The sequence below is a fragment of the Microbacterium sp. NPDC090225 genome, assembly GCF_044772365.1.
Lineage (GTDB): Bacteria > Actinomycetota > Actinomycetes > Actinomycetales > Microbacteriaceae > Microbacterium.
Genome location: NZ_JBIVYS010000001.1, coordinates 2,489,306 through 2,511,160, shown reverse-complemented (window position 1 = coordinate 2,511,160; position 21,855 = coordinate 2,489,306). Strand labels below are relative to the sequence as shown.

Below are 21,855 nucleotides of genomic sequence, written 5' to 3'. Positions count from 1 at the left end.
AGTACAGGAGCTGGGTCGCTGAGCCTGTCGAAGCGTCCCCGCGAGAGACGGAGTCAGCCGCGCAGCAGCCGGCGCCAGGCGAGCTCGGCGAGGACGGATGCCTGCAGCGGAAGCACCTCGTCGTCGAAGATCGCCTGCTCGGAGTGCAGGGGCATCGGGCCCGAGTCGGGGGCGGCACCGACGAACACCAACGCGCCGGGCACTTCCTGCAGCACGTACGAGAAGTCCTCGGATGCCATCGACGGCGCCGCGAGCCGGGTCACGCGCTCCTCCCCGACGAGCTCGTCGAGCACCTCCAGCACCTCCCGCGTCTCGGCGGGGTCGTTGTAGGTGACGGGGTACGAGGCGATGAACTCGGTCTCCAACCGGCATCCGTTCGCCTCGGCGATGCCGGCGAGCATCACCGGCAGCTGCTCGCGCACCGTATCGAGGGTCTGCATCGACAGGGTGCGGATGTTGGCCTCGAGCGACACGGTCGCCGCCAGCACGTTGCTCGCCTCGGAGTCGCTGCTCAGGCGCGTGATCGAGATCACGGCCTGGTCGGTGGCGGGCAGGCGGCGTGCGGCGAAGGTCTGCACCGCGAGGATGAGCTGCGCCGCCACCGGCACCGGGTCGATACCGAGCTGCGGGAAGGCGGCGTGGCCGCCGGTGCCGTGCAGGGTCAGGCGCAGCGCGCTGGCGCTCGCCATCATCGCGCCCTCGCGGGTGACGAGCTGTCCGCGCGGGGTGGCGCTGTCGACGTGGATCGCGTACGCCGCGACCGGCCGCGCCCCGGCGGCGTCGAGCACGCCCTCCTCGATCATGATGCGACCGCCGGCCTGCCCCTCCTCACCGGGCTGGAACATGAACACGACCGTGCCGGGGAGTTCGTCGCGGCGGGCGGCCAGCAGCCGCACGGTACCGAGCACTCCGGCCATGTGCAGGTCGTGGCCGCAGGCGTGCATCGCGCCCGAGGTCGCGGCGAACGGCAGACCGGATGCCTCGGTGATGGGCAGTCCGTCCATGTCGCCGCGCAGCAGCACCACCGGGCCCGGACGCCCGCCGCGCAGCACGGCGGTGATCGACGACAGCGACTGCCCGAGGGTGATCTCGAGTCCGAGACCCTCGAGCTCGCGCAGCAGGATGGCCTGCGTGTTCGGCAGGTCGAGTCCGATCTCGACCGCCCCGTGCAGCTCGCGCCGCACGGCCGTGAGGTGCGCGCGCAGTTCTTCCGCCGCACCCCCGAACCCGCCGTCGAAACCAGAACCCGCGTCCGAACCGGAACCCATCAGAACTGCATCCTCTCGCCGAGAACGGGGACCGCGTCGAGCAGGTCCTCCGTGTAGGGGTCGGCGGGGTTCGCGAGCAGTGCTTCGGTCGGCCCGGCCTCGACCAGCTTGCCATGACGCATCACGCAGACCTCGTCGCTGATGTATCGCACGACCGCGAGGTTGTGCGATATGAACAGCATCGACAGCCCCAGTTCCTGCTGCACCTCGCGCAGCAGGTTGAGGATCGCGCCCTGCACCGAGACGTCGAGGGCGCTGGTGACCTCGTCGGCGATGAGCACCGAGGGCTCGCCGGCGAGGGCGCGCGCGATCGTGATGCGCTGGCGTTGACCGCCCGAGAAGGCGCCGGGCCTCTCGCCCGCACGGTCGGGGTCGAGGTGCACCTGTGCGAGCAATTCGCGCACGCGGGCGATGCGCTCGGCGCGGGTCCAGCGGCGGCCGGTGGCGCGCAGGGCCTCGGCGATCGAGTCGCCGATGGGCATGAGCGGGTCGAGGGCCGAGAACGGATCCTGGAAGACGAGCTGCATGCGGCGGCGCGCACGGCGCGCGGCCGCGCCACCTGTCGCCGTCTCGACCCCGTCGACGCGGATCGATCCGGACTCGGGGCGCACGAGCCCGACGGCAGCCGCCGCGATCGTGCTCTTGCCCGACCCGGATTCGCCGACGAGTCCGACCGTGCGACCCTTCGGCACCGACAGGCTCACCCGTTCGACCACGCGGGTGCGGCCGTAGCGGACGCTCAGGTCCGTGATCTCGAGCGCGTTCACACCGGCACCTCCTTCTCGTGGGCGTCCTCACGGGCGTCCGACGGTTCCTCCACCGGAGCGGAATCGTCCAGCGCTTCGGGCATCAGCTCCGGCGGGATCACCGGCAGCGGTTGCGTGCGGTCGCTGGTCATGTCGGGCAGGCATGCGATGAGCGCCTGCGTGTACGGGTGCTGCGCATCCTGCCGGATACGCCCGGCCGAGAGCGCCTCGACGACCCGCCCGTCCTTCATCACGATGACCCGGTCGCAGAACGCCGAGACGAGCGCGATGTCGTGCGAGATGAACACGATCGCCGCCCCCGTCTCCTCCTGCGCCCGGTGCAGCACGCCCATCACCTGGCGCTGCACGGTCACGTCGAGGGCGGTGGTGGGCTCGTCGGCGATGATCAGCCGCGGCTTGCCGGTGAGAGCCATGCCGATCATGGCCCGCTGGCGCATACCGCCCGAGAACTCGTGCGGATACTGCTTCAGCCGGCCCGCGGCATCCGGGATCCCGACGGCGGTCAGCGCGTCGGCGGCGCGCACGCGCGCCTCCTTCGGACGCATGCCCATGTGCACCTCGGGCACCTCGGTGAGCTGGCGCCCGATGGTGAGCGCGGGGTTCAGCGAGGTGAGCGGGTCCTGGAAGATCATGCCGAGCTCCACACCCAGGCGGGCACGATCGGATGCCGTCAGCTGCCCGGTCATGTCGAGGTCGTCGAAGCGGTGCGCCGAGGTCGTGATGATCGCGTCGTCGCCGAGGAGCCCGGCGAGCGCCATCGCGGTGAGCGACTTGCCCGACCCGGATTCGCCGACGATCCCGACGATCTCGCCCCGGGCGACCCGCAGGTCGACGCCGCGCACCCGCTCGACCACGCCGCCGTCGGCGGTGGGGAAGGCGATGTGCAGGTCGGTGATCTCGGCGACCACGTCGCCCTCGGGCGCCGCTGCGGCCGGGGCCGGGTTCCGCCGGCGCGAGGTGATCGTCACCCCGCCGGCGGCCCGGGCGGCGACGGCGCGGAAGCCGGAGCCACGGGTTCCGGCGACGGCCTCGCTGAGCAGCGTGAAGACGAGCCCCGCGAGCACGATCGCGATGCCGGGGCCGATCGCCGCGAGCGGGTTCACGTAGATGCGCAGGATGCCCTCCTGCAGCATCCGCCCCCAGTCGTACGCGGGAGCCTGCACCCCGAGACCGAGGAACGAGAGACCGGCGAACGACAGCAGCGTGACGCTCGCGGTCGCGGCGGCGTTCACGAAGAACGGGTTGGCGATGTTCGGCAGCACGTGCCGCAGCAGGATGCCGACCGGCCCGACGCCCACCACGCGGGCGGCCCGCACGTAGTCGCGGCCCGACACGGATGAGGCGAGGTTGTACACGAGACGGGCGAACGAGGGGATGCCGGCGAAGCCGATCGCGAGCATCGCCCCGGTCGCCGTCGCACCCCAGATGACGGTGAAGAACAGCACCATCAGCAGCCAGGGGAACGCGAGCAGGATGTCGAGGAGACCCGTGAACCAGCGCCGCGGATACTTGGGCAGGATGCTCGCGACGAGACCGAACACGATGCCGCCGGCGAGCGCGATCGCCGTGGCGCCGAGGGTGAGCAGCAGTGTGAGGCGCGTCGCGGTGAGCACACGGGCGAGGATGTCGCGGCCCAGCTCGTCGGTGCCGAACGGGTGCGCCGCGCTCGCGCCGAGCAGCCGCGAGGCGACGTCGGTGGTGTCGGCGGCGGGGCCCCAGATCGTGGGACCGGCGACGGCGAGGAACACCAGGAGCGCACTGCCGGCGAGGGCGGAGATCGTGGTGGCGTTGAGGAGTTTCTTGCGCACGGACATGTCTCAGCCCTCCGTGATCGACGAGCGCGGATCGATGGTGGCGAGGATGACGTCGACGACGAGGTTCACGCCCAGCACGATGAGCGCGTAGACGATGACGACGCCCTGCACCATCGGGTAGTCCTTGGCCCCGACCGACGAGACCATGATGGTGCCGAGCCCGGGGATCGCGAACACGGTCTCGATGAGCACGGTCGCGGCGGTGAGGCCGGCGAGGATCAGCCCACCGACGGTGAGCGACGCGGTGACGATGTTCGGCAGCGCGTGCCGCAGATGGATCAGGTGCCGCGGCAGGCGCTTGGCCCGGGCGGTGGTCATGTAGGTGGTGTCGAGCACCGCCAGCATCTCGACCTGCACGATGCGCACCAGGTACGCCATCGGCCCGATCGCGAGGGCGATGACCGGCAGCACGGCATCCGCCGGCTTGCCCCATCCCGCCGCCGGCAGCCAGCCGAGCTGCACCGCGAACAGCGAGATGAGTCCGACCGCGACGAGGAAGCTGGGCACCGCGATCAGGATGCCGAGCACGGCGGAGAGCGTCATCGACAGGCCGCGGCGGCGACCCGAGCGGGCGAGCACCGCCGCGCCGATCCCGGCGGGGAGTGCCCCGATCACGGCGATGATGAACGCGAGCACCGCGAGGAGCAGCGTCGTCGGGAAGCGCTGCGCGAGCACATCCGCCACCGGTCGCTGCAACCGCACCGAGGTGCCGAGGTCGCCCGTGAAGAGACCGCCGATGAAGCGGAAGAACTGCTCCCACATCGGCCGGTCGAGGCCGAGTTGGGTGCGGGTCGCCTCGACGAGCTGCGGCGTCGCGCTCTGCCCCAGCGCCGCGCGCACGGGATCGCCGGGCACGAGGTACATGAGCAGGAACGACGCGACGATCACCACGGCCAGTGAGATCACGAGCCGGCCGAGGCGGCGGAGCAGGAACGCGCTGCGCGGGGAGAGTCCCCGACGCAGGCGGCGCTCCTCCACCCGCGCCGCCAGGGCGGCCGTGGTGGTGTCGACCACCTCGGCGGTCGCGGGAGGAGGAGTCGTCGTCATGTCAGCCCAGCATCCGGATCGAGGTCGGCTGGATGAAGTTCGGCTGCTCGAACACCGCGCCCGACTGGTAGGTCGGCAGGATGTTGTCGGTCACCGGGAACACGTCGAAGCGGTTGATGAGCTCGGCCTCGGCGTCCTGCCAGATGCCGCAGGTCTCCTCGGGGCTCGCGCTCGAGGCCTCGGCGGCGAGAGCGGAGTACTCGGGGTTGTCGACCCACATGAAGTTCAGACCGCCCTGGTCAGGGGTGGCGCCGTCGAAGAACGTCGACAGCACGACCGGGCCGCCCGGTGCCACCTGCACCCAGCCGGTGTCCCAGTCGAAGGTCGACCAGAGCTGCTCCGACCAGGCCGCCGCGTCGTTCGCGAACAGCTCGGTCGTCACGCCCAGCTCGTCCCAGGTCTCCTTGACGAGCTCGGCCGCGGCCGCGTGCGTCGAGGTGGGGGCGTTGTAGACGAACTTGATGGTCAGCGGCTGGCCGTCCTTGGTGCGCGTGCCGTCGGAGCCGACCGTCCAGCCGGCCTCGTCGAGCAGCTCGGCCGCCCGGTCGAGGTCGGTGTCGGGCAGCTCCCACTTCGGGCCGTCGGCGACGCAGAGCAGCGGGTTCTTGGTCACCAGCGAGACGGACTCCAGTGCCTCGCCGTCGGCGATCACCGTGCCGACCTCGTCGCGGTCGATCGCGATCGACAGCGCCTCGCGCACGAGCGGGTCGGAGAACGGACGCCCCTCCTTCTCGTTGAAGAGGATCATGCCGACCGGGTTGCGCACACCCGAGTGGGTGAGTCCGGCGCCGTCGAGACGGGCACGGTCCGCGCCCGAGATCGTCGCCGCATTGATCTCGCCGGAGACGAGCAGGTTGGCGGCCGTGCTCTCGTCGGTGACGACGCGCGCCTGGATCGTGTCGGGCAGGCCGACGGTCTCGCTCGTGACGTCGTCGGGACCCCACGTGTAGTCGTCGCGCTTGGTGAACGTGTAGGTGTCGCCCGGCTTGACGTCGCTGAGACCGAAGAGACCGGTGCCGTCGGTCGCGTCCGACAGCGTGGTCGGGTCGGCGAGGCCGGTGTCGCAGACCAGCATGATCGTACCGACGTTGACGGCCAGGAACGGGTTGTTCTCGGTGCTCGTCACCGTCACGACGTTACCGTCGGCCGTGGCCGAGATCGTCTCGTCGATGACCGAGCCGTACGAGAAGGTCGCGTTGGCGGGATCGGCGTTGTAGTTGAGGTTGTCGGCGACGGTCTGCGCCGTGAACTCCGACCCGTCGGTGCAGGTGATGCCGTCCTTGAGGGTGAAGACGACCTCGGTGCCCGTCTCCTCCCAGCTCTCGGCGAGCCAGGGCACGAGGTCTCCCTCGTCGGTGACGGCGATCAGCGACTCGTAGGCGAGGCTGACGACCGCGAACGTGTCGGGCGAGACGGCCTTGAGCGGGTTCAGGTCGCCCGGGTCGTCGCCGACGGCGGTCACGAAGGTGCCACCGGAGACGTAGTCGCCCTCGGCGGGCGCGGACGAATCGTTCGAGCCCGCGCAGGACGTCAGTGTCAGCGCAAGCGCAGAGAGAACGGCGGCCACGGGTACTGCGGTACTGCGTTTCATAGCGATCTCCTGATTTCGGGTGAGGGGGTGGAGCTGCGGATGCTGTGGTCTTCTTCTTCCGGTCAGCGGACCGGGACCTCGGCCGAGAGCCGCGCGAGCGGGCCTGCGGCCTTGACCGTCACGTTGACGGTGGGCTGGGCGGTGTAGGGGACGTGCGTCTCGAGGACCTCGACGATCGACACCTGCAACGGGTCGGCGCCGGCCTGGATCGCCTTCGCGATCGCGGCTTCGGATGCCTGCTCGATGGCCTGGTCTCGGTCGCCCATCGGTGCCATCTGGTCGGCTCGGCCGCCGGCGAGCGAGATCGCCGCGCCGACCGCGTTGGCGACACCGCCGTGGTCGGGGCGCAGGATGCTGCCCGCGCTCGCGAGGCTGTCGGGAACGAGGAATCCGCCACCCCCGACGACGACGAGGGGGATGTCCATGCGGCCGAGGGAGAGGCGTTCGACGGCCTCCTCCAGACGATCGGCGACCTTCGCGAGGGCCTGCTCGAGCGCCTCGGTCACCTGCGACGACAGCGCGGGCAGCGTGCGGCCGGCGACGGGGCTGCCGGCGAGGGCCGCGGCATCCGTCAGCGTCGGGGTGGAGCCGCCGAACAGCAGGCCCTCCCGGTCGATGCGGTAGCCGACCGAATCCGGGCCCACGCGGCCCGAGGCGACGTCGACGATCGTGCCGCCGCCGATGCCGACGCTGAGGATGTCCGGCATCCGGAAGTTCGTGCGCACCCCGCCGATCTCGCGCGGCAGCGTCGATTCGCGGGGGAAGCCGCCCACGACCACGCCGAGGTCGGAGGTCGTGCCGCCCACGTCGATCACGATCGCATCGTCGTGGCCCGAGAGGTACGCGGCGCCGCGGATGGAGTTCGCGGGGCCGGAGCCGATCGTGAGCACGGGGTACTGCGCGGCGTAGTCGAGCGACATCAGGGTGCCGTCGTTCTGGGCGAAGAAGGTGGTCGCGTCGAGGCCCTCCTCGGCGACGACGGTGACGAGCGCCTCGGTGACCGACCGCGCCACGCTGTAGAGCGCGGCGTTGAGGAGCGTCGCGTTCTCGCGCTCGAGCAGCCCGGTCGGGCCGATGTCCTGGCTGAGGAACACCCGGGTGTCCTGACCCAGGTGGCCGCGCAGCAGGTCGGCGACCTCGAGCTCCTGCTCGGGCGACGAGGGGCTGAAGATGCCCGCGACGGCGATCGCGTCGAAGTCGTCGAGTCCGTCGACGAAGCGCAGGATGCCGTCGCGGTCGAGCGGGGCGATCGGGGTGCCGTCGACCATGTGGCCGCCGCCGAGCATCGTGGCGCCGGCGAGCACCATGCGCACGAGGTCGTCGGGCCAGCCGGTCAGCGGCGGGTACTCGGTCGCGGCCGGGGCGCCGAGGCGGATCATCGCGACCCGGTCGAGCTGGCGGCGCTGCACGATCGCGTTGGTCGCGTGCGTGGTGCCGAGCATCACGCGCGAGACGCGGGAGCGGTCGTCGCCGATCGCGGCGAGCACGTCGCGGATGCCGGCGCGGATGCCCCCGGTGATGTCATCCGTCGTGGCGCGCTTGGTCCACGCGAGCACCCGGCCGTCACCGTCGAGTACGACCGCGTCGGTGTTCGTGCCGCCGACGTCGACGCCGATGGAGAGGTCGCGGGCGGTCATCGGGTCGCTCCTTCGAACGGGACGTACGGCAAGTCGTAGCCGAAGGCCAGGGGCCCGGCGAGTTCGAGGCCGCGGGGCGTGCGCCAGATCGGGTCGCAGGCCCACGCGAGCACCGAGACGCGCTGGCCGAAGCGCAGCATCTCGGTCGTGATCGCGTGGCCGGTCTCGGCATCGATGATCGTGATGAGGTCGGGAACGCTCACCAGCACCTCGCCGTCTTCGAGCACGAGCAGGTTCTCGTTCTGCAGCTCGAGACGCTGCAGGCGTCCGCGGTCGGCGCCGGTGCCGGTGATGGTCACCGAGCCGCGCACGAAACCGCCGACGGTGCGGCGGTCGAGGTCGGTGATCTTGCCGGTCATCAACACGCGGGCGTCGAGCTCGGCCGCGACGGCGGCGACCGGGTCGGACGACGACATCAGGGCGTGGCCGACGCGGATGGCGGCGCTCACCGTGCCCTCGATGACCGAGCCCTTCACCTGATCGGCGGTCATCGGGTAGTGCGCGCCGATGCAGATCGAGCCGCTCGCGACGGTGAGCGCGCGGGCGTGACGCTCGAGCCAGTGCAGGTCGACCGTCTTCATGACCGAGATGTTGCCGACGACATCGCTCTGCACGGCCCATGCGCACGGGACGCCGGCGACGTTCATCGCCACCATCGCAGCATCCGGGAACGCGCGGCCCATGCCGTCGGCATCGAGGATCTGCAGGCCGAGGCGGGCGGCCCAGCCGATCGGCTGCACGCCGTTGCTGCCCCCGATCTCGGCCGCCATCAGCGTCGTCACCTTGCGGCCGAGAAGGCGCTCGGCCTCGGCGAGCAGCGCGTGGATCTGGTCCTTCGCGGCCAGCATCTCGATGCCGACCGTCGGCGCGCCGATGCCCGACATCAGGATGACGACGTCGTCGGCGGTGAGGTCGTCGACCTGCACCAGCCGCACGGGGCCGTGCTCGCGCAGTGCGGTCTCGACCATGATCTGCGAGGTGTAGACGGCGCCACCACCGCCGGTGCCGAAGATCGCGGTGCCGACGCCGAGCGCGGCGATGTCGTCTGCCGTGATCTCGGTGATCGGAGCCGCGGTGCGTGCGACGGAGGAAGTCTGGGCCATGTGTTCACGGTACGGAGCCGTTCACCTCGCGGCAATGTTTCCCGCATCCAGTGTTTCCGGGCATACTGTGCGCATGGCACAGTACACACTGCGAGATCTTCGTGATGACGCCGACCGGCTCGGGCTGCGCTCCCACGCCGGCCCCGTCGACGACCGGCAGATCGTGCGCGTCGACCTCGCCGCCGTCGACCGCCTCGACGCCCTCGCCAGCGGCACCCTCGCGATCATCGACGGCGAAGAGCAGCCGCCGCCCTTCCGCATCGACGTCGCCCTGCGGCAGGCCAGCGCCCGTGGCCTCGCCGGCCTTGTCTTCACCTGTCCGCTCACGCTCGCCGAGACCGCCCGCGTGCTCGCCGAACGCGCCGGTGTCCCCGTGTTCTCGGCCGTGGGCGTCGGCGCCGCCGACCTCGCGAAGACCATCGACCGGGCGATCTCGGGCGGGGCATCGGAGGCGATGATGCGCGGCGCGCACGCCATCGCCCTCGCGACCGAGGCAGCGGCATCCGCAGAGAGCACGACCGAGAGCATCCTGTCGGTCGCCGGCGGCGCCCTCGGGGTCGCGCTGTCGATCGCCCCCGACCCGACCGCCGCGTGGACCGATGCGGATGCCGTGTTCATCGGCGAGGTGCTCATCGGACGCCTCGTGGCCGATCGCACCGACGGCGCGACCGAGGTGTCACTGCCCGTGATCGCCTCGCTGCTCTCGCGCGTCGCGCAGCGGCAGAGCCGCGACCGGTTCGCCCCCACGCAGTCGCGCGCCGACCTGCTCGTCGAGCTCGTGCTCGCCGAGCCGTCGCGCGCCGAAGGCTTCGTCGCCCAGGCCGCTCGTCTCGGGTTGCCCCTCCCCCAGTCGCACGCGGTCGCCTGGCTCGCCCCGACCGGCACGACCGACCCCGACGCCCGCGCGCCGCGCAGCGTGCAACCCGCGCTCGAACTGTTCGCCCTGCAGCTCGTCGAGGCGCGCGAGGAGATGTGGCACGTCGCCTTTCTGCAGGACGACCTGCTGCTCGTCTGCACCGAGGAGCACGGGGCCGGCGATCACCAGCGCCGCGTGCGCGAGGTCGCGATGCTCATCCAGGAGCGGGCGCAGGAGATCGCCGGCTCCGACTGGGCCTACACGCTCGGGCTCGGCACCCCGCAGGTCGGCGCGCTGGGGCTGCGGCAGTCGGCGGCCGAGGCGCGCATCGCGGCCGAGTCGGCGATCGCCGCCGGACGCCTCGGCGGGGTCGAGCTCACCGACGTCACAGGCCTGCGGCGGGTGCTGCTCGACGTCTACGCCTCGCCGATCAGCCGTGAGCTGCTGCACGACATCCTGCGTCCTCTCGACGACCTCGGCCCCGAGCGGGCCCTGCAGTCGGTGCGCACCCTGCTCGTGTACCTCGCGCACGAGGGGTCGCTCGTGCACGCGGGTCGCGAACTCATGCTGCATCCGAACGGCGTGGGGTACCGGATGCGGCGCATCCGCGAGCTGCTCGGCATCGACCTCGCCGACCCCGACGCCCGCTTCGCCGTCGAACTCGCCTGCCGCGTGCGGTTGCTCGGCGCCGGGTAGCTCTCCGCCGTTGGCTCGGCGGGTCCCTGAGCCCGTCGAAGGGCCCCCGGCGGCGAGACCGAACCACGTGAGGGGTCACGACACGCCCTATCCGGATGCCGTCGCGCGGCGTGTTGTGACCCCTCGAGGGAGTCTGCCTCTCGTCGGGGATGCGGGCCCGAACCGGAGAGCCCGGTCGGGTCTTCCGCGAACCTCGTCCCCAACTCAGGAAAACCGCCTCGAAACCGGCCAAAACCGAGGTTTCGGGGTGCGAGCACGCCTTTCTTCCTGAGTTAGGTACGCAGCTCCGCGCGGAGTTCCGGGCCGTCGGCGTCGAGCTCCGGCGCCCGGGCCAGTCGGGCCGTGCCGTTCGTGCCGAGCGCCGAGCGGGTGATCGACACCCCGTCGTCGTTCTCGATCAGGCCGAGGGCATCCGCCTGGGGTCCGCGGGCCGCCTCTTCCGGCGTGCGCACGCGCGCCACGAGCACGCGCGCCGCCTGCAGGCACCCGACCACCGTCTCGAGGCGAAGCGACCCCACCCGCGCGGTCAGGATGCGCTCGAGCTCGTCGCGTCCCTCCACACGGGCCCGGTTGCCCGCCCACTCCGGTCCGCCCAGCACCGCCCCGAGATCGAGCGCCGCCACCAACCGCGCGAACATCGCGTCGTTCGTCGCGCCGAGCACGACATGGCCGTCGGATGCCGCGAACGCGCGGTACGGCACGATCGACGGGTGCGAACTGCCCCACGGCTTCGACGGCGGTCCGCCGGCCGAGGTCGCGGCGATCACCGTTCCGAGCGAGCTGAGCGCGGTCGCGAACAGCGAGAACTCCAGCCGCCGGCCGACACCGGTGCGCTCGCGTTCGAGGAGGGCGGCGAGCACGCCGTTGATCATCGACATCCCGGTCGCGATGTCGACCATCGCCACTCCCGACCGCACGGGGTCGGCGCCCTCGTACCCGGTCACGTGCATGAGCCCGGACTCGGCTTCGACCGTCACCGCGGTTCCCGGCTCGGCCGCGAGCGGCCCGTCCTGCGAGAAGCCGCTGATCGAGGCGTAGACGAGCCCCGGGAACCGTTCGCGCATCGCGTTCGCTCCGATCCCGAGCCGATCGGCGACCCCCGGACGGAAACTCTCGACCACGACATCCGCCGTGCCGATCAGCGCGTGCGCGGTCTCGCGATCTGCGGGGTCGGCGAGGTCGAGGGCGATGCTGCGCTTGCCGCGGTTGATCGCGTGGAAGTACGCGCTCGCCCCGTGCACGTAGGGCGGGCCCCAGTGCCGGGTCTCGTCGCCGATGCCCGGCTGCTCGACCTTGATCACGTCGGCGCCGAGTTCGGCGAGGGTCATGGTCGCGTACGGGCCGGCGAGCAGTCGCGTGAAGTCGATCACGCGCACGCCCTCCAGCGGTCGGAATTCCCCGTCGGTCATCGTCGCCCCTTCGCTCCCGAGCGAGGTTATCGGCGGTCGGATGCCGTCGGCGATGGATGCTTCGCACACCGGAAGCGTCGCGGGGTGGGCCCTTCGACAGGCTCAGGGACCCGGCCGCGGCGAGAGACCGATTCCTGGGTCGACAGGCTCAGGGACCCGGCCGCGGCGAGAGACCGATTCCTGGGTCGACAGGCTCAGGGACCCGGCCGCGGCGAGAGACCGACTCCTGGGTCGCTGAGCCTGTCGAAGCGTCGCAGGAATCCCCCCGGAGTTGCGCGGGGTGGGCCCTTCGACATGCTCAGGGACCCAGTTCGGCTCAGGGACCCAGTTCGGCTCAGGGACCCAGTTCGGCTCAGGGACTCGGTTCGACTCAGGAGCCCCGGAGGCCTCAGCGCACGAAGACCCGCTCCCCGCGGATCCAGGTCTCCGCCACGCGCACGGCGGCGATCTCGTCGTCGGGCACGCCGAAGACGTCACGGTCGAGCACGGCGAAGCTGCCGTCGAGCCCCGGCGCGAGGCGTCCGACCCCCTCCAACGGCGACAGCGAGGCCGCCCGCGAGGTGTACAGCAGCAGCGCCTGCGGCACGGTGATCGCCGCCTCGGCGCCGAACTCGATGCCGTTGTAGGTGCGGCGCCGCACGGCGGCCTCGACCGAGAGCATCACGTCGTCGGCGCCGCTCCACGCGGTGGCCGGCCGGTCCGACGACAGCGCCAGAGGCTCGAGGCCCGCGTACAGGCGCGCGATCGGGTAGGCATCCGGCACCTGCTCGACGCGTAGCGCCTTCTCGTAGCCGTCGTACTCGGCGAAGAAGAACACCGTGTGCGTGGCGATGCCGAACGACATGCGCGCCGAGCGCAGACGCTCCAGGTACGCGTCGCTCACGATGGTCGCGTGCTCGATGCGCACCGAGGGGATGCCGTCGAGCCACGGCTCCTGGTCCTCGAACAGCTCGACCACCCGATCCAGCGCGCGGTCGCCCATCGCGTGCACGGCGAGCTGCACGCCGTTGCGGCGCGCCCAGTCGCCGGCCGCGAGCACGTCGGCGTCGTCGACGAGGCGCAGTCCGTGGTCGCAGGAGTCGGGGTACGCCTCGTGCACCCAGGCCGTGCGGTTGGAATAGGCGCCGTCGAGCACGACCTTCACGCCCGCGATGCGGATCGGTCCCGTGCGGTCGTCGTCGGTCAGGTCCCCCAGAGGCGCCTCGGGGTCCCACCCCGGGTACAGCGCCACGCGGGTGCGCAGGCCGCGCTCGGCGGCGGCGCGGAAGGTCTCGAGCGGACGATCGATGCGCGATGACAGCAGGTCGCAGACCGCGACGATGCCACGCGAGGCGAGCTCGTCGCCGATCGCCACGATCGCATCGATCTGCTCATCGCGGCTCGGTGCCGGGATGAACGCGGCGACGACGTTGACGGCGGCGATCTCGGTGAGCACCCCGTTCGGATTCCCGTCGGCGTCGCGTTCGAAGCGCGCGCCGTCGGGGTCGGGCGTCGCGGCCGTGATGCCGGCGAGTTCGAGCGCCCGGGTGTTGCACACGGCCGAGTGCGCGTCGCAGCGCCACACCAGCACGGGGCGATCGGTGGCGATGCGGTCGAGGTCGTCGGCCGTCGGCATCCGCCCCTCGGGGAACTTGGTGTCGTCGAATCCGCGACCCAGCACCCAGGCATCCGTCCCGGTGATCGTCGCGGCGTGCGCGTCGAGCACGCGTACGAGGTCGTCGGCGCTCAGGACGGCGGGCGGGAAGCACTCGGCCGCCGCTGCGGTTCCGGCGAGCAGCGCGGGGTGGGTGTGGCTGTCGAGCAGACCGGGCAGCACGGTGCGGCCGCCGAGGTCGACGGCATCCGCATCGGTCACCTCGGCCGCGTCGCCGACCCAGTCGACGATCCCGTCGACGATGCGGAACGCCGAGGCGAACGCGGTCTCGCTCTCGCCCGTGAACACACGGCCGTTGGTGAAGGTGGTCATCACAGCTCCCGGTGGGTGAAGCGGCCGCCGAGCAGGGTCGCGGCGACGGGCATGGATCGCAGTTCGTCGCGGTCGCTCGCGTAGGGGTCGCGATCGCCGATCACGAGATCGGCGGGCTGCCCGACGGCGAACGACGTACGAACGGATGCCGCGAGCGCCACGTCGAGCGGAAGACGCTGTTCGGGGTGCCAGGCGTCGCGGTCGCCGCGGCTGCGCGCGGTGGCCGCGCTGAGCGAGATCCACGGGTCGAGCGGGGCGACCGGGGCATCCGACCCCAGGCGCAGGGTCGCTCCCGAGCGGTGCAGCGAACCGAACGCGAAGGCGCGCCCGGTGCGGCCGGCCCAGTGGTGGTCGGCGACGTCGCGGTCGTCCATGGCGTGCTCGGGCTGCACGCTGGCGATCAGACCCAGTTCGGCGAACCGGGCGAAGTCGTCGTCGCGCACGAGCTGGGCGTGCTCGATCACGCCCTTCATGTCGAGGGCGTGGAACGTGTCGAGCACCTCGGTGTTCGCCCGGTCGCCGATCGCGTGCACGGCGGCCTCGATGCCGGCGCCGCGGGCGCGCTCGAGCAGGCGGCGCAGCTCGGGGATCGGCACGCTCTCCATGCCGCAGGCGTGGGGGTGCCCGGGGTCCATGCCGGGGTACGGGTCCCAGCACCAGGCGGTGCGGGTGTTCAGCGAGCCGTCGACGACGACCTTGAGGCGGCCGAAGGTGACCAGTCCCGCCTCGTCGACGATGTCGCCGGTACGGACGCCTGTGGCGATCACCTGCTCGAGCAGGTCGGGCCACACCGCGATGTCGGTGCGCAGGCTCGTGAGCCCGCCCGCCGTGCGCGCCGACCACTCGGCGATGTTGTCGGTCTTCTCGTACTCGACGATGCCCACGACACCGCGGGCGGTGGCGGCCGCGGCAGCCTCGGCGTAAGCGTCGGCCGGCAGCTGCGACGCCTCGTCGAAGTCGTGCAGGATGCCGATCCACGGCCCCTCGCGCAGCAGCCCCGTCTCATCGAGCTCGACGCCCAGGCGCGCGGCCGCGGCGCGGTTCATCCATCCGCAGTGCAGATCGCCGCTGACGAGCACGACCGGGATGTCGCTGACCGTGGCCTCGAGGGCCGCGAGCGAGGCGGGCACGGGCCACAGCCCGTCGCGGAACCCGTAGCCCATCAGCATCCCGTCGCTCAGCGGCGCACCCTCGGCGCGTGCCCGCCGCACGATGTCGAGCACGTCGTCGGCGCTGTGCGTCTCGGTGAGGTCGAGGCGGCGACGGCGGATCACGTGCTGCGTGAAGTGCACGTGCGCGTCCCAGAACCCCGGGCCGATCCAGCGCCCACCCGCCTCGACGACCTCGCCGGTCGGTGCGACCGTTCCGGCGGGGGCGATCTCGGCGATCAGTCCGTCGCGCACGAGCACGTCGACCGGCTCGCCGCCGTCGTACGGGCGCACGTCCCGCAAGGTGAGGGACTCGGTCATGGTGCTCCTCTCGGCGCGCGGTGCGCGCGGGGATGGTCGGGGTCGGCGGGCGGGGGCGATCGCGGCCGGCGGTCAGGCCACGGGGACGGGCGAGGTCGCGAAGCCGAAGAGGTCCTTCGGGTCCTCGGGAGCGGCGACGAGGTCGATCTCGGTGTCGAGCCCGATGCCGACGAGATCGGCGCGCAGGTGGCGCAGCGCCGAGAAGTCCTCGATCGCGAAACCGACCGAGTCGAAGATCGTCACCTGCTCGGGCGAGGTGCGTCCCGCGGCGGTGCCGTTCAGCACCTGCCAGAACTCCGTCACCGGGAAGTCGGCGGCGACGTTCTGGATCTCGCCCTCGACGCGCGTCTGCGGCGTGTACTCCACGAACACCGGGCCCCGGTCGAGGATGCGCGGGTCGAGCTCGGTCTTGCCCGGGCAGTCGCCGCCGATCGTGTTGATGTGCATGCCCGGGGCGACGTCGGCATCCGTCAGCACCTGCGCGACCGCCTTGTCGGCCGTGCACGTCGTGACGATGTCGGCGCCGGCGGCGGCCTCCGACGCCGAGGCGCACACCGTGATGTCGAAGCCGCGCGGTGCGAGGTTGCGCACGAACTTGGCGGATGCCGCGGGGTCGACGTCGTAGATCCGCAGGCGCGAGACGCCGAGCACCCCGCGGAACGCGAGGGCCTGGAATTCGGCCTGGCTGCCCGCGCCGATCATCGCCATGGTCGACGAATCGGGACGCGCGAGCTTGCGGGCGACCATCGCCGAGGTCGCGGCGGTGCGCAGCGCGGTGAGCATCGTCATCTCGGCGAGGAACACCGGGTAGCCGTTGTGCACGTCGGCGAGCACGCCGAACGCGGTCACCGTCTGGTAGCCGCGGCCCGGGTTGAACGGGTGGCCGTTGACGTACTTGAACGCGTAGACGTCGGGGTCGCTGATCGGCATGAGCTCGATCACACCGAAGGGCGTGTGGTTGGCGACGCGCTCGCTCTTGTCGAACGACTCCCAGCGGCGGAAGTCCGCCTCGATCGTGTCGGCCATCTCGGTCATGATCGTCTCGGCTCCACGGCGCGAGATCCACTCGACCATGTCACCCACTCCGACGAACGCGGTCATGCGGTCACTTCCTTTCCAGCGAGCACGTCGCGGTTCACATCCGCGATGCGATCGGCGAGCTTCGGGTTCTCATAGGGGCCGGGGTTGCGCAGCGCCTCGACGACGCGCGCGATCACCTCGGGGGACTTGTCCTGGTGCATCTTCTCCTTGGCCTCGATGCGGGTGGCCCGCAGGCGGAACCCCACGGTGCCGTGCACGATGCGCTCCGCGTAGGCGCTGTTCTCGAGGGTGCGGCGCATCAGGAAGGGATCGGGCAACGGGCTCTCGAACCACGACACGAGGCGGTCGAGCACCGCGAGGTTCTCGTCGTCGGAGAGAATCTCGGGGGTGCCGAAGAGGTGCGCGACGGCGAAGTCCCACGTGGGGACCGCCGGCGAGGTGCCGTACCAACTCGGCGAAACGTACCCCTGCGGACCGTAGATGATCACCATCGTCTCGTGCTGACCCAGTTGATGCAGCCGCTCATCGGGGCGTCCGACGTGACTCACGATCGAGACGCCCTCGGCATCCTCTTCGAGCAGCACCGGGTAGTGCGAGGCGACGAGTCCCTCACCGGGCACGTGGCTGACGATCGTCGCCCACGGGTTCTCGCGCACGAGTGCGCGCACGGTCTCGACGTCGTCGAGGGCGTAATCGGGGTTGTGCCTCACGGTGTCTCCTGGTGGGGGTGGGGTGGCCGTCAGGCCCAGGTGATGTCGGCGGTGGCCAGCACCACGTCGTCGGCGTCGACGGCGGTGACGCGGATGCCGTCGGGCGTGGTGTTTCCGACCAGGCGCAGCGGCCGGTCGACGAGCACCGGGGCGATCGCCCGCACGTCGAGCCGGGCGGGGACGCGCTCGGGGGCGTGCCGGCGGGCGGCGTCCATCAGCAGGATGCGCGTCAGCGGACCGTGCACGAGCAGGTCGGGCAGGCCCTCCACGTCGCGCGCCCAGGCGCGGTCGTAGTGGATGAGGTGCGTGTTGAACGTGAGCGCCGAGAAGCGGAACAGCTGCCGGGCGTCGGGCGTGACCTCCTCGACCCACTCCCCCTCGGCCGCGATCGTCGGGTCGGGGCGCGGGGCGCGGGCGGGAGCATCCGGATCCGCCGCCTCGAGGAACACGTCGTGCCACACGCTGCGCACGGCGACCTCGCCGGAGACGGCGTATTCGCGCACGATGTCGACGAAGGTCAGGCGCCCGCGAGAGCCAGTCTTGTCGACCACCGAGCCGAGCGTCGTGGTCTGGACGACCTCGTCGCCCAGGCGGATCGGCCGCAGGAACTCGGTCGTCTCGCCCGCGTACATGCGGCGGGGCAGGTCGATCTCGGGCACGACGCCGTCGCGCGCCGGGGTGCCGTCGGGGCGCAGGTCGGCGAGCGGCACCGCGAACGGGAAGAACACGCCTTCCCAGGCCGCGGGCAGCAGGGCGCCCGCGGCGAGCGCGGGATCGGATGCCGCGAACGTGCCGCGGTACGCCTCGACGGTGTCGGTGGTGATCGTCTCGGTGCGCGCGACGGGCGCGGGGGTGCTCACGGCAATGCCCCGGCGGCGCGCAGCTCGGCGATGCGGGCGGCGTCGTACCCGGCGAACCGCTGGAGCACCTCGTCGGCGTGCTCGGCGAAGCGGTTGGCGGTGCGGGCGGGGGTCGCGGGGGTCTCCGACAGCTTGATCGGCTGCCCGAACATGCGCAGCACGCCGAGGTCGCCGTAGTCGGCCTCGACGATCATGTCGCGCTCGGCGGTGCCCGGATCCTCGACCACCTCGCCGATCGTCTTCACGGCGGTGAGGGGCACGACGTCGCCCGCGAGGTCCTCGAGTTCCTGCTTGGTGCGCGAGGCGAGCCACCCCGCCACGATCGGCTTGACCCGCCGCTCGTAGACATCGGTCTCGAACCGCTTGCGCATGGTGTCGATCTCGGGGTCGTCCTTGTGCTCGGGGGTGCCGAACAGGTCGCAGCTCGCGTTCCAGAGCTTGTCGGTGTACGCCCCGAAGAAGACCTGGCCGTCGGCGCAGTCGAACAACTCGTAGGGGCGCACCCAGGCGTGCGCGTTGCCCTGCGGCGAGGCGACGGTGCCGTTGACGGTGTAGTCGACGACGGCAGTCTCGGTGAGGGCGACGATGCTGTCGACCTGTGCGACGTCGACGACCTGTCCGACGCCGGTCGCCTCGGCGTGACGCAGGGCGGCGAGCGTGCCGATCACCGCGAACAGGGTCGCCGAGAGGTCGCCGATCGTGACGCCGACGCGCACCGGCGGATGCTCGGCGTAGCCGTTCATCGACCAGATGCCGCCCGCGGCCTGGGCCGTGTTGTCGAAGGCGGGGCGCTTGCTGCGCGACCCCGTGCGGCCGTAGCCGGAGATGGCGGTGTAGACCAGGCGCGGGTTGATCTCGCGCAGCACCTCGTAGCCGACGCCGAGCTTCTCCATGGTGCCGGGGCGGAAGTTCTCGACGAGCACGTCGGCGCCGCGCACGAGGTCCTTCAGCACCTCTTTGCCCTCGGGGGTCGCGAGGTCGAGACCGACGCCGAGCTTTCCGCGGTTGTACTGGGCGTAGTAGGCGCTGAACTCCTCGTCGCCGTCGGTGAGGTACGGCGGGAACCCGCGCGACACGTCGGGGTCGCGGGGGTTCTCGACCTTGATGACCGTCGCGCCGAGGTCGGCGAGGGTCTGCGAGGCGTAGGGGCCCGCGAGCACGCGCGACAGGTCGATCACGGTGACTCCGGCGAGCGCGCCGGGGGCGGGGAGTGTGGTGTCGATCATGCGGGAGTGACCTCCTGTACGGGTTCGGGGGTGTCGAGTCCGGCGGCCGCGAACGCGCGGGCCACGTTCGACGCGGGACGCACGGTGCGGATGCGGGAGAGCCAGAGCGTGGTGGCGGCCAGGGCTTCGAGATCGAGTCCGGTCTCGATGCCGAGGCCGTGCAGCATCCACACGAGGTCCTCCGTCGCGAGGTTACCGGTCGCGCCCTTGGCGTAGGGGCAACGGCCGAGCCCGCCGACCGACGCGTCGAACTCGGCGACGCCGAGCCGCAGGGCGGCGTGCACGTTCGCGAGCGACTGCCCGTAGGTGTCGTGCAGGTGCAGGGCGATCGCCTCGACGGGGATGCCGGCGTCGAGCGCCTCGTCGATGACCGCGATCGTGTGACCGGGGGTGGCGACGCCGATCGTGTCGCTGATCGCGATCTTCCGGGCACCGGCCTCGTGCAGGGCGCGCGCGGCTTCGGTGACGGCATCCGTGTCAACACTCCCCTCCCAGGGGTCGCCGAACGCCATCGAGACGTAGCCGCGCACGGGGATGCCCTGCGCGGTCGCCGCGGCGATCACCTCGACCGCGCGGTCGATGGCCCCTGAGCGGGTGGTGTTGAGGTTGGCCTTCGCGAACGACTCGGTGGCGCTGACGACCACCGACACCTCTCGGATGCCGGCGTCGATCGCGCGCTGCAGGCCGCGGAGGTTCGGCACGAGGCCGACGGCGCGGGCGCCCGCGGGCACCTCGAGGCCGGCCACGACCTGCTCGGCGTCGGCGAGCTGGGGAATCCAGGTCGGCGGCACGAAGCTCGTGACCTCGAGGTCGCGGCTGCCGGCTGCGTACAGCCGACGGCAGAGCTGGATCTTGACGGCGGCGGGGATGATGTCGGTCTCGGCCTGCAGGCCGTCGCGCGGGCCCACCTCGAACACGGTGACGCGCGCGGGCAGCCCGTCTTCGCGGATCACCCGGGGCGCCGGGACCGTGGCGGTCATGCGCCGGCCCCGCCCCCGCGCAGTTCGGCGAGCACCTCGCGGGCGTACTCCACGCGGATGCGGCGGTCGGCGACGATCCGGGCGGCGACCGCACCGATCTCGTCGACGTCGGCACCGGCGGATGCCGCGATCGTGCGCGCGTGCAGGGTCATGTGTCCGCGCTGGATGCCCTCGGCGGCGAGCGCCCGGCAGGCGGCGAGGTTCTGGGCGAGTCCGACGGCGGCGATGACGCTCGCGAGTTCGCGCGCGGTCTCGACGCCGAGCAGCTTCACGGACGCCTGTGCGGTGGGGTGCGCGCGGGTCGCACCGCCGACGAGCCCGACGGCGAGGGGCACCTCGAGCGTGCCGACGAGGTTGCCGTCGGCATCCTTCTCGAACTGCGACAGCGCCGTGTAGCCGCCGGCGCGGGCGGCGTGCGAGTGACAGCCCGACTCGACCGCGCGGGTGTCGTTGCCGGTGGCGAGCACGACCGCGGTGATGCCGTTCATGATGCCCTTGTTGTGCGTGGCCGCACGGTAGGCATCCGCTTCGGCGAAGGCGCTCGCGGCGACGATGTCGTCGACGACCTGGGGCCCGCCCAGCAGTTCGGCGTCGAACACGGCGCGGGCGCGGGTGAGGCGCAGCTCGGCCTTGTTGGTGAGGATGCGCAGCAGCGTGCGGGTGCCGGCGAGTTCCGCGATGCGCGGGGCGATCGCCTCGGCCATCGTGTTCACCGCGTTCGCGCCCATCGCGTCGCGCACGTCGACGTGCAGGTGCACGATGACCTGCACTCCGGCGCGGGTGGGGAGCACGCGCACCGAGATGTCGAAGGCCCCGCCGCCGAGGGAGACCAGCATGGGGTCCTGCTCGTTGGCCAGCTCGAGCAGCTCGTCCTTCGCCTCGAGCAGTGCGAAGCGCGCGCCGTGCGGGTCGATCGCGTCGAGCACCTGGATCTGGGCGATCATCACGTCGCCCGTGTACGAGGTCGTGAAGCCGCCGTGACCGCGGGCCATGCGGGCGGCGTTCGAGGCGGCGGCGACGACGCTCGGCTCCTCGGTGGCCATCGGCACCAGGCGGTCGCGTCCGTCGATCGTGAAGTTCGTGGCGACGCCGACCGGCACCGCGATGAGGCCCACGACGTTCTCGACCATGTGGTCGGCCTGGGCGAGCGAGAGACCGCTGTCGGGGCGCAGCGCCCCCAGAGCATCCGCATCCAGCTCCGCACCCTGCGCGACGAGCGCGAGGCGCTCATCGGGGGTGTGATCGCGGAGTCCGGAGATTCGGCTGTTGATCGACATCGGCCACCTTCCTTCGGGACAGCGGCCGGGTCATCGGCGCTGTGGTCAAGGAAGACACTAGGAGCGGGCGGCAGGGCCGACGATGGGTGGAACACTCATCCTCGGGGCCCCGCTGTATGCGGTCGACACATCACCCCG

General features: G+C 71.7%; 17 protein-coding genes. 1 reads left to right on the top strand and 16 read right to left on the bottom strand.

The genetic code is table 11. From position 1 onward, the window contains the following. Nucleotides 1-53: 53 nt before the first annotated feature. The 7 genes from ACIQTT_RS12055 to ACIQTT_RS12025 all read right to left on the bottom strand — a co-directional run bounded on the left by ACIQTT_RS12055 (nt 54) and on the right by ACIQTT_RS12025 (nt 9,227). Entirely contained in the window at nt 54-1,268 is a 1,215-nt protein-coding gene (locus ACIQTT_RS12055; protein ID WP_402790080.1) for a M20 family metallopeptidase, read from the bottom strand. Continuing rightward, complete coding sequence (locus ACIQTT_RS12050; protein ID WP_402790077.1) at nt 1,268-2,035, bottom strand: ABC transporter ATP-binding protein; 768 nt, start codon at nt 2,033-2,035, stop codon at nt 1,268-1,270. Before ACIQTT_RS12050 ends, ACIQTT_RS12055 begins: the two co-directional genes overlap by 1 nt. Beyond that, complete coding sequence (locus tag ACIQTT_RS12045; RefSeq protein ID WP_402790074.1) at nt 2,032-3,849, bottom strand: dipeptide/oligopeptide/nickel ABC transporter permease/ATP-binding protein; 1,818 nt, start codon at nt 3,847-3,849, stop codon at nt 2,032-2,034. The genes ACIQTT_RS12050 and ACIQTT_RS12045 overlap by 4 nt, the downstream gene beginning before the upstream one ends. Before the next feature lie 3 nt (nt 3,850-3,852). Further along, complete coding sequence (locus ACIQTT_RS12040; RefSeq protein ID WP_402790072.1) at nt 3,853-4,896, bottom strand: ABC transporter permease; 1,044 nt, start codon at nt 4,894-4,896, stop codon at nt 3,853-3,855. A gap of 1 nt (nt 4,897) precedes the next feature. Further along, a complete protein-coding gene (locus tag ACIQTT_RS12035; RefSeq protein ID WP_402790069.1) occupies nt 4,898-6,487 on the bottom strand; it encodes an ABC transporter substrate-binding protein in 1,590 nt (529 codons plus the stop codon). A 62-nt stretch (nt 6,488-6,549) separates the two neighbouring features. Then, complete coding sequence (locus ACIQTT_RS12030) at nt 6,550-8,124, bottom strand: hydantoinase/oxoprolinase N-terminal domain-containing protein (protein ID WP_402790066.1); 1,575 nt, start codon at nt 8,122-8,124, stop codon at nt 6,550-6,552. Beyond that, nucleotides 8,121-9,227, bottom strand: a complete 1,107-nt coding sequence (locus ACIQTT_RS12025; protein ID WP_402790064.1) for a DUF917 domain-containing protein — start codon at nt 9,225-9,227, stop codon at nt 8,121-8,123. The genes ACIQTT_RS12030 and ACIQTT_RS12025 overlap by 4 nt, the downstream gene beginning before the upstream one ends. A 73-nt stretch (nt 9,228-9,300) precedes the next feature. On the opposite strand from ACIQTT_RS12025, the gene ACIQTT_RS12020 reads away from it, so the two are divergent. Beyond that, nucleotides 9,301-10,779, top strand: a complete 1,479-nt coding sequence (locus ACIQTT_RS12020; RefSeq protein WP_402790061.1) for a PucR family transcriptional regulator — start codon at nt 9,301-9,303, stop codon at nt 10,777-10,779. Between the two features lie 272 nt (nt 10,780-11,051). Here the strand turns inward: ACIQTT_RS12020 and ACIQTT_RS12015 are convergent, their stop codons facing one another. The 9 genes from ACIQTT_RS12015 to ACIQTT_RS11975 form a co-directional block, all read right to left on the bottom strand. Next, nucleotides 11,052-12,188, bottom strand: a complete 1,137-nt coding sequence (locus ACIQTT_RS12015; protein WP_402790058.1) for a CaiB/BaiF CoA transferase family protein — start codon at nt 12,186-12,188, stop codon at nt 11,052-11,054. A gap of 388 nt (nt 12,189-12,576) precedes the next feature. Beyond that, nucleotides 12,577-14,154: an amidohydrolase gene (locus tag ACIQTT_RS12010; RefSeq protein ID WP_402790055.1), complete on the bottom strand. Its 1,578-nt coding sequence runs from the start codon at nt 14,152-14,154 to the stop codon at nt 12,577-12,579. Further along, nucleotides 14,154-15,623 (bottom strand): amidohydrolase, encoded by a 1,470-nt coding sequence (locus ACIQTT_RS12005; RefSeq protein ID WP_402790052.1) that lies wholly within the window; start codon nt 15,621-15,623, stop codon nt 14,154-14,156. Before ACIQTT_RS12005 ends, ACIQTT_RS12010 begins: the two co-directional genes overlap by 1 nt. A 72-nt stretch (nt 15,624-15,695) precedes the next feature. After that, nucleotides 15,696-16,724 carry an ornithine cyclodeaminase gene (locus ACIQTT_RS12000; protein ID WP_402790049.1) on the bottom strand — a complete coding sequence of 343 codons (1,029 nt, stop codon included), beginning with the start codon at nt 16,722-16,724 and terminating at the stop codon, nt 15,696-15,698. Further along, nucleotides 16,721-17,374, bottom strand: coding sequence for an FMN-binding negative transcriptional regulator (locus ACIQTT_RS11995; protein ID WP_402790046.1), 654 nt, complete (start codon nt 17,372-17,374; stop codon nt 16,721-16,723). The genes ACIQTT_RS12000 and ACIQTT_RS11995 overlap by 4 nt, the downstream gene beginning before the upstream one ends. 29 nt (nt 17,375-17,403) lie before the next feature. Continuing rightward, nucleotides 17,404-18,234, bottom strand: a complete 831-nt coding sequence (locus ACIQTT_RS11990; protein ID WP_402790044.1) for a MaoC family dehydratase N-terminal domain-containing protein — start codon at nt 18,232-18,234, stop codon at nt 17,404-17,406. Then, nucleotides 18,231-19,460, bottom strand: coding sequence for a CaiB/BaiF CoA transferase family protein (locus ACIQTT_RS11985; RefSeq protein ID WP_402790042.1), 1,230 nt, complete (start codon nt 19,458-19,460; stop codon nt 18,231-18,233). Before ACIQTT_RS11985 ends, ACIQTT_RS11990 begins: the two co-directional genes overlap by 4 nt. Beyond that, nucleotides 19,457-20,440: a hydroxymethylglutaryl-CoA lyase gene (locus ACIQTT_RS11980; protein ID WP_402790039.1), complete on the bottom strand. Its 984-nt coding sequence runs from the start codon at nt 20,438-20,440 to the stop codon at nt 19,457-19,459. Before ACIQTT_RS11980 ends, ACIQTT_RS11985 begins: the two co-directional genes overlap by 4 nt. Beyond that, nucleotides 20,437-21,717: a hydroxymethylglutaryl-CoA reductase, degradative gene (locus tag ACIQTT_RS11975; RefSeq protein WP_402790036.1), complete on the bottom strand. Its 1,281-nt coding sequence runs from the start codon at nt 21,715-21,717 to the stop codon at nt 20,437-20,439. The genes ACIQTT_RS11980 and ACIQTT_RS11975 overlap by 4 nt, the downstream gene beginning before the upstream one ends. Between the last annotated feature and the right edge of the window lie 138 nt (nt 21,718-21,855).